We start from the raw sequence: 14207 nt of genomic DNA, 5'->3' as shown, positions 1-14207 counted from the left end.
TCCCCGCAGGGGTCGGGACCACGCCCGCGAACCTCATCGATGCTGCGCGAGAGCACCGGTGGACGGCGCGTCGGATTCGGCTGTGGCAGTAGGTAATACGACGGTTACCCGCAAGCCACCGCCCGGCCGAGCCTCGGCGGTCACCTCCCCGCCGTGGGCGTGCGCCACCGAGCGCACGATCGACAACCCCAGCCCGGCGCCGCGCGATATCGAGGCATCGGCGCGGCGGGTGGTGGTCGTGAGGCGGCGGAACGGCTCGAACAGCCCGTCGATGTCGTACTCGGGCACCTCCGGACCGGTGTTCTCGACCACGACCCGGCAGCGGTCGTCGGCGGCCTCGGTGCGGACGGCGACCCAGCCGCCCTCGTGGTTGTAGCGGACGGCATTGTCGATCAGGTTGTGCACCAACCGTTCCAGCAGCACCGGATCGCCCACGACAGGCGCCGGCCTCAGGTCGGTGCGCACGTCCACCCCGGCCACCTCCGCCGTCGGCAGGGACGCGCCGTGGACGTGCCGAACGATCTCGGCCAGGTCGGCGCGCCGCTGCTCGGTCAGCCGCTGCTCGCTGCTCGCCAGCACCAGCAGTCCGTCGATGAGGCGTTCGTGCCGCCCGTTCACCTCCAGCAGCGTGGCGCCCAGCTGCCGCATCGATTCCGGTGCGTCGGGCCGATCCAGCGCGACCTCGAGCAGGGTCCGGTTGATCGTCAGGGGGGTGCGGAGTTCGTGCGAGGCGTTGGCGACGAAGCGGCGCTGGCTGTCGAAGGCGCGGTCCAGGCGCTCCAGCATCGCATCGAAAGTGTCTGCGAGATCGGTGATTTCGTCGCGCGGTCCGTCGAGCGCGATGCGTTCGTGCAGGCTGTCGTCGGCCACCCGCCGCACGGTCGACGTGATCTGCTGCAGCGGGGCCAGCGCCCGGCCGGCCAGCAGCCACCCGAATCCGGTCGCCACCACGCCGACGGCGGCGAGCGCGCCCAGCGACCAGGCCAGCATCGCGTGCAGGGTGGCGCGCCGGTCGGCCTCGGCTTGGGCGGCGACCGCGGAGGCCAGCTGGTCCGCCGCACCCATCCGGACGCGGAACTGCGGCTCGTCGAGATATTCGCGCACGATGAACTGCGCGCCCGGCCGACGCCCGAGCCACTGCTCCAGGGAGAAGTACATGACCCCGATCAGCACCGCGCCCGCCAGGAAGAAGGCGCCCGCGTACAGCAGGGTGAGCCGCAGCCGGACCGTCGGGCGCAGCAGCCGCGTCAGCGCAGGCGATACCCCACGCCCGGCTCGGTCGCGATCAGCTCCGGATCGCCCAGCTTCCGGCGCAGCATCATGATCGTGTACCGGACCACCCCGGTGAACGGATCGATGTTCTCGTCCCATGCCTTCTCCAGCAGCTGCTCGGCCGACACCACTCCCCCGTCCGCCCGCAACAACTCTGCCAGAACGGCGAATTCCTTGCGCGACAACATCACCGGCGCATCCTCGCGGGTTACCGCGCGCCGGTGCAGATCCATTCGGACGCCGGATCGCTCCAGGATCGGCGGCGTCGCCGGTCGCGCCCGCCGCCCGAGCGCCTGGATCCGCGCCACCAGTTCGGCGAATGCGAACGGCTTGGTCAGATAGTCGTCGGCGCCCAGCCCGAGGCCCGCCACACGGTCGGGCACCGCGGTCGCCGCTGTCAGCATCAGAATTCGCGTCTCACCGCCGGTGTGCACGACCTCGGTGCACACCTCGTCCCCGCCCAGTACCGGGAGATCCCTGTCCAGGACCACCACGTCGTAATCGTTGACCCCCACACGTTCCAGCGCCGCGCCCCCGTCGTAGACGACGTCCACCGCCATCGCATAGCGCCGCAGTCCCGCGCCGATCGCATCGGCCAGCAACCGCTCGTCCTCGACCACCAGAACCCGCACCCCGCCCATCCTGCCCGGCGAGGCTGTTAGGTCCCTGTGAGGAAACCGGCAATATCCCGCTCGCGGCCCATGCCTACGAGCGGCTCTGTCTCATCCCGCGAGAGTCCGTAGGTCCGGCGACGCCGCCGCCGGACCGCCCTCCCGCCGTCGACTCGGATTACTGCTGGCCGCACGACGTGGCGTGGGACCGGCACACGAACCAATCGCTCTCACCGTGCGTACGGCCGTTGCGCTCGGACGCGTTGTTGCCGCGCGAGCGCTCACCACCCCAGCGGAGCTGGTTGTCGCGGCCGCGGTTGTAGCCCGAATTGCTGGTCCGTCCGCTGTTACCGCGATCGGACGACGACGAGTCGTGGCTGGCGCCGCGGCTGCCGCTGTTCCCCGGCGCGGCGTCGGCGACGCCGGGCGTCGCCACGACCGGAACGATCGCGATCGCACCGGCGGCGAGCAGCCCGGTAAGGATCCGGCGGGTGTTCGAATGTGCATTGTCGGCCATTGTTCTTCCGTCCTTCGCGCCACCTCTGACTGGAAGCGGCTCAACCCGTTCTATGTACCGTTATTTAACGGCACGTTCAGTGTGGCACACAAGTGGACGTTGGTGGTATTCCCACCAGAAGTAAGTTTCGGTCGTCGGTGATCATCGACACGCGGGGGCGGGAGCCGCCCGCACGACCCCCGAGCCGCCTACGCCCGCATCGCGGAATCCCCTTGAGCTGCAACGAGTATCAATCCGGAACTCTCCATGTTCAGGCATCCACCAGCGCCGACGCCAGATGTCGATACCGCAGCCGTCGACCAGCCGAACGCCTCCACCTCAGCAACACGAGCGCCAACCCCGCCGCCACAGCCACCACCCGCTGACAATCCTTGTCACGACACGCAATGTGCCGCCATACAGCGGCAAGTTGTTGCAGCCTCACCCCATGGACCACAGCCGCCACCCCCACTACCCTCGAAGCTATATCCGCTGGTAGACCCCCGATTTGGGTGCCCGACCATGGATACGCTAAAGTTTTTCCTCGGCCGCCCCGAAGGGCAGCCCACCAGATAGTCCCCTATAGCTCAATTGGCAGAGCAGCCGACTGTTAATCGGCAGGTTACTGGTTCGAGTCCAGTTGGGGGAGCAAGAATAAGCCTCTGACCAGGGAGTCTGGTCAGGGGCTTCATTCGTTTGGTCCACGGATTGGACCCTGATCCAAGAAAACCCCAAAGATTGGATATGACCATCCCGGCCCTGCTCGCCGCGTTCGATTCCACAATCGGCGGTGGTGTGGGTTCCCGGATAGCACCGCTAATCGTCTTGGCGGACACATTGATTCATCACCAGGACATCCGCCGACCGCTCGGGCTCGCGCGCTCGATCCCGTCCGAGCACCTGGCGACGATCTGAACCATCCCGAACCCTTCTGCGGCCTGCTCGACACCTACGCGGATTGCGTTTCGCCGCCACGGATGTCGATTGGCAACGCGATGAGGGTCCTACCGTGCGAGGTCCCGGTGAGGCGATCATCCTGGCCGTGGCGGGGCGCTCGGCGGCTCTCGCCAACCTCGAAGGCTCCGGTGTGGATCTCCTGCGTGGCCGCCCTGCGGCCTGACCCAGAAAGGCGGACTGGCGTAATTGTCGGACTAGGACAGACTCGCCTCAGCGGCGACCGGCTGCGCTGTGGCGTTCACCGCGACCCGATAGTGATAGTCGTCGCGATCGAAGCGCGTGGCCTGGCGGTTCGCTTTACGGAAAGTCCACGGGCGGATGTACGGAGATTCGTTCTGGGAGTTGACGAAATAGCTGTTCGACCCGCTGCAACGGGTGACGAGGTAGTAGCTGAGATTCCGGCCGCTGGTCAACATGTCTTGATGAAAGCGTTCCTGTGCTTCGGCGCGCGCTTCGACAATATTGGCTCCACGCCGTCTGGTTTCGTCGATGACCGTGACGATGTGGGCCACTGCGGTTTCGAGGACGGCGAAGAACGAGGCTCCTCCGGTCCACGAATACGGGCCGACCATGATGAATCGGTTGGGGAGTCCGGCGACCGAGGTGCTCATGTACGCCTTCAGTGTTTCCTTGTTGAAGAATTCGCCGAGGTCGAACCCGTCGCGACCGGTGACGACTCCAGGACGATAGCTCTCCGGGTCCGAGAACACCTCGTAGCCCGTTGCGAGAATGAGCACATCGATGGCGCGGTCGGTGCCGTCGGTTGTCCGGATGCCCTCGGGCGTGATCTCCGCGATCGGAGTGGTGATGAGATCGACGTTCGCGCGGTTGAGGTTGGTGAGATAGCGGCCCGCCAAACCACCTCGAACGCAGACGACTCCGAAATCGACTCGGAGCTTGTCGCGGGTCTTCTTGTCGCGGACGTTGGCGAACAGCCAGGCGTTGTAGGCGCGATGGCCGACGAAATCGATGACGGCAGCCCCCTTGCGCCACAGGGTCTCCGGCGCGTGTACCGCGAAACCGATCGCGATGTCGGCGATCGCGTACACGATCCGCAACGCAGCCGGCACCACACCCGGTGTCGCAAGTAGCTGCTGTCCCCACCGCGGCATCGGAAAGTCGGGTTTGGGCAAATAGATCTGGGGTGTGCGCTGGTAGAGGTCGAGATGTCGAACCTGTGGGGACAGTTGCGGCGCGATCTGCATCGTGCTCGCGCCGACGCCGATCATGGCGACCCGCTTGTCGGTGAAGTCGTACTCGTGATCCCAATGCGCGGTGTGCATGACCTTGCCCTGAAATGAGTCCAGGCCGGGGATGTCGGGCTTGTCCTTGGCGTTGATGTAGATCCCGACCGCGCTGATCACAAACCGTGCGGTGAGCACCTCACCGTTCGCGAGATGCACGCGCCACAGATGAACGTCGTCGTCCCATGCCTCCTTGACGACCTCGACGTTGAAGCGCATCTTCGCCGGAAGGCCATGGTCGGCGGCTACTTCCTGGATGTAGGCGAGGATTTGATCTCGTTTGGCGAAGAAGCGATCCCAGTCGGGCTTCGGGGCGAAGGAGAACTGGTAGGCCATCGACGGCAGGTCGCAGCCGGCGTCCGGGTAGTCGTGCGAGTACCAGACACCGCCGGCGCCGGCATTGCGGTCGACGATCAGAAAGTCCTCGACGCCCCGCTCCTGCAGCTTGATTCCCGCGCAGATGCCTCCGATCCCGGCTCCGATAATGAGGACTTCGTGTTGCGGCTGTTCCAGCGGGCCGATGCGTCGGGCACCCGTACCATTGTTGCTGATCATCTGGTGCCTTCCTCGGCTCGCTGTTTGCCCGGCTCGGCCGCGGCGATTCCCTTGGTATTCATCGACCGCAGTGGCGGTTTGGTGGTGCGCACGATCTCGTCGACGCGGCGCTGAAACAGTGGCCCGATCCCGAAGAGCCGGTAGGCGGCCTTCCATACCGGCGGGAACCAGGTGGAGAAGCGCAGCGGCAGCCGCGGAGTGACCGCGATCGTCCACACGACCTTGGTCCGGCCGTCACCGAGATCGGCGAAGGTCTTGTCCTCGCCGTATTGGCGCACCAGCAGGTACTGCATCCAATTCCCGCTCACCACACCGAAGGTGATGCGCTGATTCGGTTCGTACCGCCAGAACTTCTCCCGCTCGACCCACAGGACGCGGAACACCCCGAACGGCGAACCCATTTCACGCACCATCCCTACGCCACGCGCGGGCGAGTCGTACTTCACCCCGGTGCCGGGGAAAGGCAGCCATTTCCAGGCATGTTCGTCGTCGATCGCGGTCCACACCGCGTGTACCGGCGCATCGAAGGTCTTCTCGATGGTGAACACCAGTGCTGCGGTGTCGAACAGGGTGTCGTCGATCGCCGATCGTGATGCGCTGTGTTGCGTGTGCAGGAACGAAGTAATACTCATTGTTCATCCAATCCCATTGGGAATCATGGCTATTCGGCGAATCTCCGAGGCAAGGCTCATGGCTGGAGCCAGTTCGCCTCGGGGACCGTCAGTGCCGGTGCGGGGGCGCGATCCTGCGTCGGCCGGGGCTCGGAAGCGATTGACCGGGTCGTGGTGTACCGGTAGTGGTCCAGGGGAAAATGCCGGTTGCTCCAATACATTCCGGCCTGCGTGGTGGCACGGAATGCCGGGCCGTCGCCCTGGTAGTTGATGTAGTACGTGCGCGATTCGGCGCAGCCCTGCTTGAACAGGTAGGTGTTCTTGTTCCGGGCGTACATGCGCGCGAAGTATGCGTCGTGCGGTTCCCGGCGAATCTCGGTGCGGGTCGCTCCACGTCGCAGGGTTTCCTTGATCGCCCGGGCACTGTGCGCGGCGGTCGCCTCGATGAGCGGGATGACCGAGCCGGGCGCGTAGCCGTAGGGACCGAAGATATGGAACATATTGGGGAACGCCGGAACCGAAACACCCTCGTATGCCTGGTACTTGTTCTGGTCCCAGAACTCACCCAATTCGATTCCGCCGCAACCGTATACGGGATAGGGAGGGGTGGCGCCCTTGTCCATGACCTGAAATCCGGTGGCGGTGACCACCATGTCGAATTCGCGCAGGGCACCGTCCGCGGTGGCGATGCCGTCCGCGGTGAACTTCTCGATGGGATCGGTCACGAGCTCGACGTGCGGCTGGGTGTAGGTCCGGAAGTAGGTGTTCGATATCGAGGGCCGCTTACAGCCGAGCCGGTAGGTCGGGGTGAGAGCGCGGCGCAGTTCCGGGTCACGGATCTGGGTGAACAGGTATGCCTCGAGTGCCGCTTCCCCCGTGCCGAGTACCGCCGAGGTCAGGCGCGGATAGTCCGAGAGGGCCAGGCCCAGGCCGAGGAAGGCGTTGACCGCGACATTGCCGACGAACCGCACGGCCTGCTGGATGGGCGGAAAGTCCAGTGCCCGATTGCTCAGCGTGCCCATGGCGAAATCTGGTTTGGGCGCTACCCAGATAGCGGTGCGCTGAAAGACCGTCAGCTGGGCGACCTTCGCGGCCAATTGTGGAATCACCTGCAGCGCGGTGGCTCCGGTGCCGATGACGGCCACGCGTTTACCGCTGTAGTCATAGGAGTGATCCCAGCGCGCGGTATGCATGAGCCGGCCGGAGTAGCCGTCGATACCCGCGATCGCCGGGGGCTTCGGCTGTTCCAGGGCCCCGACCGCGCTCACCAGGAAGCGCGCGGTGATCTCGTCACCGTCTGTGGTGCGCACCCGCCACAGATCCGCGGATTCGTCGAACCGGGCCTCGGCGGCGCCGCAGCCCAATCGCAGCTTGCCGCGCAGGCCCTGCTGATCCACCACTTCCTCTGCATAGCGCTGAATCTCGTGGCCCGGTGCGAAGAATCGTGACCAGCGCGAACGCTGCTGGAAGGAGAAATTGTAGATCGGCGAAGGTACATCCACGGCCACGCCGGGATAGGTATTGACATTCCAGGTGCCGCCGACCCTGTGCCACTTGTCGATGATCAGGAAGTTCTCGATCCCCGCCCGGCGCAAGGCCGTGCCGGTGCCTATACCGCCGAACCCCGCCCCGATGACGAGGACTTCGTACGACGGTGTGCTGTGTGAGCTCATGGGTACCTGCCCTTGGTCGTGCGGGTTCATGCCGCAGTGGTCCGATCCGCGTGTTCGGCTGCCCGGGCGGCCAGTACGCGGCGGATGAAGCTGCCGATCTCGGCGACGGCTGCCCGCGCGTCGGGCAGCAGATCCGCGCCTGCCTGGAAGACGTGGATGGCGTTGTTCCAGATCTGCAGGGTGTGCGGCACACCGGCCTCGGCACAGCGCCGCGCGAGCTCCTCCGAATCCGGGAGCAGCACTTCGATATCGCTCACCTGAAGCAGCACCGGTGGCAAGCCGGTGAAGTCGTGGTTCACCGGCGACCACGCCGGATCGAGCACGCCATCCCGGGCGAAACCGATCATGGCGGGAATCGACAGCGCCCGGGCCGACAGCATCGAATCGCTGCGATCATTGGGATGGGCATTGCGCACGGCCGGATCCAGATCGGCGAACGGCGCCATCGCCACCACGGCGGCGGGCAGCGCCAGCTCGCGCGCACGCGCGGCCAGCACCGCCATGAAGGCCAGACCGCCGCCCGCCGAATCACCCGCGAAGACAATGCTTTCCGCCGCGCGGCCGCGCTCGAGCAGATACCGGTACGCGGTGAGCGCGTCGTCGACCGAATCGGTGATGTGCCCAATCGGCAGCTGCCGGTAGTCCACATTCAAGACCGGTAGCCCCGCGGTGTGTCCGATGCGCGCGGCGTGCCTGCGGTGACTGTGCAGGCCACCGGCCACGAAACCGCCGCCGTGAAAGTACAGAATCACGCCGTGTTCGGTCTCGTCCGGACCGGGATCGTCCCGGTGCCAGAGCCATTCGGCCCGGAAGTCCGCGAAGCGCACCATTTCCCGGCGGGTGCCGCGCGCCGGTCGCAACGGAGCGGCCAGCACGTCGACCTTGTTGGCGATGCGGAAGGCCCGGTCACCGCGCAGTGGCGCGCTCTCGCCGAGCACACAGACGGCGTGCAGCGCGGGCCGCAGAATCCGGCGCAGCACCGCGTTCGCCAGTCGCAGCCGCACACTCGCACGGCTGGCGAACTCGATATCGACCTGCCCTGGCACCGCCTGGAACGGGAGAGCCGCTGGGCCGCCGGGTAGGCCGACGGTCTCCGGGAGCCCCGTCATGCCCGCACCGTCGCCTGCATACGGTTCCCGTACTCGTAGTCCTCGAGCGGGAATCGGCGATTGCCCCGGCGCGCTTCGAAGAAGCCGGAGGGGCGCACATAGGTGCTGTCGCCCTGCGAGTTCCGGTAGTAGGTCGGGACATGGCCGTTGAGGTCGGCCAGGTAGTAGCGCAGCGACTCACCCCGCTGATGCACCTGACGGTGGTAGGCATCGGCGGCGTCCTTGCGGACCTCGCACCAGGTCGCCGCACGCCGGCGGGTCTCGCCGATGGCGCGCACCGCGTGATCGGCGGTCATCTCCACGAAGGCATGCCAGCCCGACCCGGTCCAGGAGTATGGCCCGACCAGGGTCCAGCGATTGGGCAGGCCGGGCACCGAAACACTCTGATAGGCCTGCAAACCCTCTTCGTTGTAGAACTTGGCGAGGTCGAATCCATTGCGGCCCAGCACCGTTCCCGGCCGGTAGGTCTCCGGGTCGGAGAACACCTCGTAGCCGGTCGCCAGAATGAGCGCGTCGAATTTGTGCAGGTGCTGGTCATCGGTGCGCACGCCGGTCGGGGTGATCTTCTCGATCGGCGTGGTCACCAGCTCGACATTGTCGCGGTTGTAGGCGCGCAGATAGCTGTTCGACAGGGTCGGGCGTTTGGCCAGCACGCCGAAGTTCGGGGTCAGGCCCGCGCGCGTCGCTGGATCGGTGACGACCCGCGACAGATAGCGCCGGTACAGCGACTGACAGGCGGAATCGAAGCGGTCCATCACCGGGTGTACAACCTTGCCGGGCGCGCCGACAATGGCCCGCAACACGAGATCGATGACCACCAGGGCGGTGCCGTGCAGCAGCGGCTGGACACCCGGCACCGACAGCACGCGTTGCATCGCGCCCGGCACCCGGAAGTCGGGCTTGGGCAGCGACCACACCGGCGTGCGCTGGAAGACGGCCAACTGCTCGACCAGCGGGGCGATCGTCGGAATGATCTGCACCGCACTGGCTCCGGTGCCGATGATGCCCACCCGCTTGCCGGTGAGGTCGTACTCGTCGTCCCAGCTGCTCGGGCGCAGTACCTTACCTTTGAATGTGCGCGCACCGGGAATGCCGACATCGGCCTTGGGACGCACGAACGCACCCACCGCGCTGATGACGAAGCGAGCCGTCACCACCGACCCGCCCACCAGGTGCAGCTTCCAGTACCCGGCGTCCTCGTCCCATTCCTCGCGCTCGACCTCCACGCCGAACCGCACCCGCTGGTGCACACCGAACCTGTGCGCGACCTCCACGTGGTACCGCTCGACCTCCGGGCCGAGCGGGAACATCCGGCTCCAGTCGGCCTTACGCGCGAAGGAGTACTGGTACGCCAGCGCCGGAATGTCCACGCCCAGACCGGGATAGTGGTTCTCGTGCCAGCTGCCGCCGACCTCGTCGGCACGTTCGAGTACGACGAAGTCATCGATTCCGGCCCGGCGCAGCTTCACGGCGGCGGCGATACAGCCCGGACCGGCACCGATGACAGCAACTTCGTACTCGGGCTCGTCAGGGTTGTTCATAGGTGTCTCACTTCGTGATTCGGTTCAGCAGCGGCTGAATACGTGGCAACACGCGGTCGGCGAGGTCGAAGGACCCGACACTCCCGACCGCGCGGAGCAGGCCGGGCGAGAGCCGGAACAGTGCGTAGCCGAGCCAGGCTTCGGGATTTACCGGCACGACCGCGGGATTGCGGCGAATCGCGCGTTCGACCACCCGCGCGACCTTGTCCGGACCGGCGAACGCCATGGATTGCACCTGGCCGAGCTGGGCCCGCCAGGCGGCTTGCTCCGCGGCGTCGAGCCCGGCTCGCTCGCCGTGCGCGAGTAGATCGGTCCGGATGGCGCCGGGGCAGATGGCGGTGACGCCGATTCCCTTGGGGCGCAACTCGACCCGGAGCGTCTGGCTGGCCATGAGCACCGCGGCCTTGGCTGCGGCATAGGCGGGAATGTATCGAGCCGGGAAGAAGGCCGCGCCGGAGGACAGATTGACGATGTGGCCGTGAATCCCGGCGTCGATCATCTGCTGGCCGAATACCTTGGCGCCGTAAACGACACTCATCAGATCGATGTCGACGGTGCGTTGCCATTGCGCCGCACCGGTTTCGACGAAGCCGCCGGTATCCATGATTCCGGCGTTGTTCACCAGCACATGCGCCGGGCCGAACTCCCCGCGCACCCATTCCGCGCACTTGTCCCACTGCGCTTCACTGGCCACATCCAGGCGGTACGCGTGCGCATGCCCACCGGCGGCGGTGATCTCCTCGGCCGTCCCCTGCGCGGCCTCCTCGTCGATATCGGCCACTACGACCCGATATCCGGTCTCGGCGAGGAGCCTGGAGATCTCCCGGCCGATACCGGCACCGCCGCCGGTCACGATCGCTGTTCTCATCGCTGACCACCCAGCACTCGACCCGACAACTGAACGACCTTCTCCGCCAACGGCATCTGCGCCAGCCCGGTGATCCCGCGCATCACCCCCGGTGCGAGCCGGGACAGGTACCAGCCGGCCCACGCCTCGATACCCACCGGCACGGTCGCGAGATTCCAACGAATCGCGCGCTCGATCGCGACCGCCACTCGATCCGGGGGCCGGCCGAAGACCTGTTGCCCCCGAGCGAGTTTCGCGGCCCACTCGGCTTCGGACGATGCGTCCAGGCCCGCGCGGGTGCCATTGGCCGACAGCTCGGTATTGATCAGTCCCGGGCAGACCGCACTCACCCGAATGCCCTGACCGGCGAATTCGGCGCGCAGCGCCTGGGTGCCCATCCAGGCGCCGGCCTTGGCGGTCACGTACGAGGGGCCCAGCGGTGTGGGCAGGAACGCACCGACCGAACAGACATTGACGATCGCGCCGCGCTTGCCCGCATCGACCATGCGCTGCACGAAAACTCGCGATCCGAACAGCGGGCCCATCATGTTGATGGCGATCATGCGCCGCCAGTCCGCGCCACTCTGTTCCAGGAATCCCCCGGCGATCAAGATTCCCGCATTATTGACCACCACGTCCGGCACGTCGTGATCGCGCACGATCGCCGCGGCGAACTCCTCCCACCCGGCGGCATCGGCCACATCGAGGTGGCGGAACTCGGCCCGGCCCCCGGCAGCGCGCACCCGCGCCACAGTGTCGTTGCCACCGCGCGCGTCGATATCGGCCACGATCACGGTCGCGCCCTTGGCCGCGAAGCGTAGCGCGCTCGCCTGGCCGATCCCGCTGCCCGCGCCGGTCACCACCGCCACTGTCATGAGCGACGCCGCCATCGCGGAATTACGGGCAGATTCGAATACGTCATGGATCGACTCCCTTGTCGTGACCGCCTGTTCAGTGAGAATGGCACGCTGATCTGTGCTCAATTAGCAGACAGTCATGTCATTAAAATAAGCTGTCTCAGACAGAAGCGCAAGGGGTGGCCCGAGAACGGCCGGTAGGCGGCGACGGCCGCCAGGGCGCATACGATGAGCTCGATGACCGAGCCAGCCAAGCGCACCCGAGGCCCCGGCCGCCCGCGCGACGAACAGAACACCGAGCGCCGCCGCCGCGAACTCATCGAGGCGGCGTACACGGTGTTCACCACCAAGGGCTACGCCGCCGCTACGGCCGCGGATATCGCCGCCGAGGTGGGAGTCGGTTACGGCACCTTCTACCGCTACTTCGACAGCAAACGCGCGATCCTGGACGATGTCGTGGACTACGGAATCGACCGGCTGCTCACCGAAATCGCCGGCGGCGTCTTCGAACCCGCCTCCCTCGAACACGAATTCACCTTCGAAGAACTCATCGAGATCTGGTCCGGCGCGGTCGAGCGCATGTGCCACATCGCCGAGTCCGATCCGGCGCTGATGAACGCGATGCTGTTCGAATTGCCCGGCATCGACGAGGAACTCACCAGCCGCATCCTCGGACTCGGCGGCATCCTGTCCGCTACCGTCGGACGCTTCCTGTCCCGTGCGGTCGATTCCGGAGCGCTGCGCGCCGATGTGAATACCGAGGATGTGGGCTGGATGCTGCTGGCGGTGACCATTCCTCCGGTCGTGCGCGCACTACAGGGTCGCGGCGCGGCCGATCGGCGGCGCTATATCGACACCGCGATCGCGGTCGTGAGCCCCGGCCTGCGCGCCCTCGATTCACGTGATTAGCTGACAAAACCGTCTGGTAATCTCGGATGATCGCTGCAGAGAGGCCGCCATGGCGAAGGACGTAGCCGTATCCCGCGCCAAGCGCGGCGCACAACTGGGCAAACTCATTGCCGGCCAAGCGGTTCGAGGTGCGGGGCTCACACTGGCAGTGGTTCGCGACACCGACGAGGAGCACCTCGCGCGGACCGAACGCGCCCTCGCCTCGGCGGCGGAAGACATCGTGACCGTGCTCGGCAGTATGAAGGGCCTGGCGATGAAGGCCGGGCAGTTGCTGTCGATGTTCGACGTGCTCGGGGTGTTCGCGGACGAGCGCCTTCCTCCGGGCCAGCGCGAGCGCTTCCAGCACAAACTGGCCGAACTCTACGATCAGTCCGCGCAGGTGCCGTTCGCGCAGATGCGCGCGGTGATCGAACGCGATTACGACCGGTCCCTCGATGAGGTGTTCGCCGAATTCGACGAGACACCACTCGGCGCGGCGTCCATAGGCCAGGTCTACCGCGCCCGCCTGCATGATGGCCGCGCCGTCGCGGTCAAGGTGCAGTACCCCGGAATCGATGTCGCGATCCGCGCCGATATCAAGAACCTCGCCCTGGTCATGCGACTGCTGCGCGGGGTCGCCCCGGCTCTTGCCGACAACGCGATTCTGCGCGAACTCACCGCTCATTTCGCCGAGGAGATCGACTACCGCACCGAGGCCGCGAACCACGCGTTGATGGTCGAGATGTTCGACGACCACCCGTTCATCCGTATCCCCGCTGTCGAGACCGAGCTGTGCACGGCCCGAGTGCTCGTCACTGAACTGGTTGCCGGACTTCGCTTCCCGGAGATCGCGGCGCTGCCCGATGCCGAGCGCGATCGCGTCGGCGAAATTCTGATGCGCTTCTATCTGGGAACCATGCTTCGGGAACGGTGCTTCACCGGCGATCCCCATCCCGGCAACATCCTGCTCGCGGACGACGGAAAGGTCGTCTTCCTCGACTTCGGATTGATCAAGCGTATGGACGAGGCCGCCGTGGCGTTCGAACTCGACGCCGTGCGCGCGGCAGCGGAATACCGTGCCGCCGACCTGCGGGCGTTCTTCGTGGATTACGGCCTACTGGAACAGGATTCACCGGCCACTGCGGAGCAGTGCCTGCGTCTGATCCACGAGGTCTCGGGCTGGCTGCTCGTGGACGCCGAGATCCGGGTCGCGGAGGACGCCGCAGCGAACGCCGTGCTCGCCTTCGTCGATCCGCGCCGCGGCTATTTCGAGAGCTGGCGCAGCGAATACGCACCCGCCGAACATGCTTTCGCCCGCCGCGTGGAGTACGGCACCCTCGCCCTGCTCGGGAAGCTCCGAGCCGGCGGCAACTGGCATCGTATCGGGCGGGAATGGACCTACGGCGAACCACCGCGCACCGAACTGGGTGTGCTGGAACAGGATTGGCTGACCCGGCGGCGGTGAACACCGAGATCCGATGACTCGACAACGGCCGCGACTTTCCTGTGCATACCGGGAATCTATTTGCGGAACACGCGCGTGCTG

The 14207-nt window shown here is 66.3% G+C and carries 13 protein-coding genes and 1 tRNA gene; 4 read left to right on the top strand and 10 right to left on the bottom strand.

Annotated elements, in window-relative coordinates; genetic code table 11:
* Window positions 1-33 precede the first annotated feature (33 nt).
* The 3 genes from NM1_RS07775 to NM1_RS07765 form a co-directional block, all read right to left on the bottom strand.
* Entirely contained in the window at window positions 34-1185 is a 1152-nt protein-coding gene (locus NM1_RS07775; RefSeq protein WP_255286177.1) for a sensor histidine kinase, read from the bottom strand.
* A 62-nt stretch (window positions 1186-1247) separates the two neighbouring features.
* Complete coding sequence (locus tag NM1_RS43525; RefSeq protein ID WP_068016217.1) at window positions 1248-1904, bottom strand: response regulator transcription factor; 657 nt, start codon at window positions 1902-1904, stop codon at window positions 1248-1250.
* Window positions 1905-2061: 157 nt separating this feature from the next.
* Window positions 2062-2400 carry a hypothetical protein gene (locus tag NM1_RS07765; protein ID WP_068015763.1) on the bottom strand — a complete coding sequence of 113 codons (339 nt, stop codon included), beginning with the start codon at window positions 2398-2400 and terminating at the stop codon, window positions 2062-2064.
* Window positions 2401-2955: 555 nt separating this feature from the next.
* Here NM1_RS07765 and NM1_RS07760 point away from each other — a divergent pair.
* Window positions 2956-3028 (top strand) — tRNA-Asn (locus NM1_RS07760).
* A 95-nt stretch (window positions 3029-3123) separates the two neighbouring features.
* Window positions 3124-3294, top strand: coding sequence for a maleylpyruvate isomerase mycothiol-dependent enzyme family protein (locus NM1_RS42010; RefSeq protein WP_157123867.1), 171 nt, complete (start codon window positions 3124-3126; stop codon window positions 3292-3294).
* Between the two features lie 236 nt (window positions 3295-3530).
* On the opposite strand, the gene NM1_RS07755 is transcribed toward NM1_RS42010, so the two are convergent.
* From NM1_RS07755 to NM1_RS07725, 7 genes are read right to left on the bottom strand one after another with little or no spacing between them, the layout of a single operon-like run.
* The gene (locus tag NM1_RS07755; RefSeq protein ID WP_068015760.1) at window positions 3531-5135 is read right to left on the bottom strand and encodes a flavin-containing monooxygenase; all 1605 of its coding nucleotides are present in this window, start codon (window positions 5133-5135) and stop codon (window positions 3531-3533) included.
* Entirely contained in the window at window positions 5132-5767 is a 636-nt protein-coding gene (locus tag NM1_RS07750) for an SRPBCC family protein (protein WP_068015758.1), read from the bottom strand. Before NM1_RS07750 ends, NM1_RS07755 begins: the two co-directional genes overlap by 4 nt.
* A 56-nt stretch (window positions 5768-5823) precedes the next feature.
* Entirely contained in the window at window positions 5824-7419 is a 1596-nt protein-coding gene (locus tag NM1_RS07745; protein WP_068016215.1) for a flavin-containing monooxygenase, read from the bottom strand.
* A 26-nt stretch (window positions 7420-7445) separates the two neighbouring features.
* Window positions 7446-8528: an alpha/beta hydrolase gene (locus tag NM1_RS07740; protein ID WP_084519256.1), complete on the bottom strand. Its 1083-nt coding sequence runs from the start codon at window positions 8526-8528 to the stop codon at window positions 7446-7448.
* Entirely contained in the window at window positions 8525-10069 is a 1545-nt protein-coding gene (locus NM1_RS07735; protein ID WP_068015755.1) for a flavin-containing monooxygenase, read from the bottom strand. The genes NM1_RS07740 and NM1_RS07735 overlap by 4 nt, the downstream gene beginning before the upstream one ends.
* A 7-nt stretch (window positions 10070-10076) precedes the next feature.
* Window positions 10077-10937 (bottom strand): SDR family NAD(P)-dependent oxidoreductase, encoded by an 861-nt coding sequence (locus NM1_RS07730; RefSeq protein ID WP_068015752.1) that lies wholly within the window; start codon window positions 10935-10937, stop codon window positions 10077-10079.
* Complete coding sequence (locus NM1_RS07725) at window positions 10934-11791, bottom strand: SDR family NAD(P)-dependent oxidoreductase (RefSeq protein WP_068016209.1); 858 nt, start codon at window positions 11789-11791, stop codon at window positions 10934-10936. The genes NM1_RS07730 and NM1_RS07725 overlap by 4 nt, the downstream gene beginning before the upstream one ends.
* Window positions 11792-12010: 219 nt before the next feature.
* Between NM1_RS07725 and NM1_RS07720 the strand changes: the two genes are divergently transcribed.
* Window positions 12011-12682: a TetR/AcrR family transcriptional regulator gene (locus NM1_RS07720; RefSeq protein WP_068015749.1), complete on the top strand. Its 672-nt coding sequence runs from the start codon at window positions 12011-12013 to the stop codon at window positions 12680-12682.
* 49 nt (window positions 12683-12731) lie between these two features.
* Window positions 12732-14126: an ABC1 kinase family protein gene (locus NM1_RS07715; protein ID WP_068015738.1), complete on the top strand. Its 1395-nt coding sequence runs from the start codon at window positions 12732-12734 to the stop codon at window positions 14124-14126.
* Window positions 14127-14207 lie beyond the last annotated feature (81 nt).

Source organism: Nocardia mexicana NBRC 108244 (assembly GCF_001613165.1).
Classification (GTDB): Bacteria; Actinomycetota; Actinomycetes; order Mycobacteriales; family Mycobacteriaceae; genus Nocardia; species Nocardia mexicana.
This window is presented reverse-complemented; position numbering and strand designations above follow the sequence as displayed.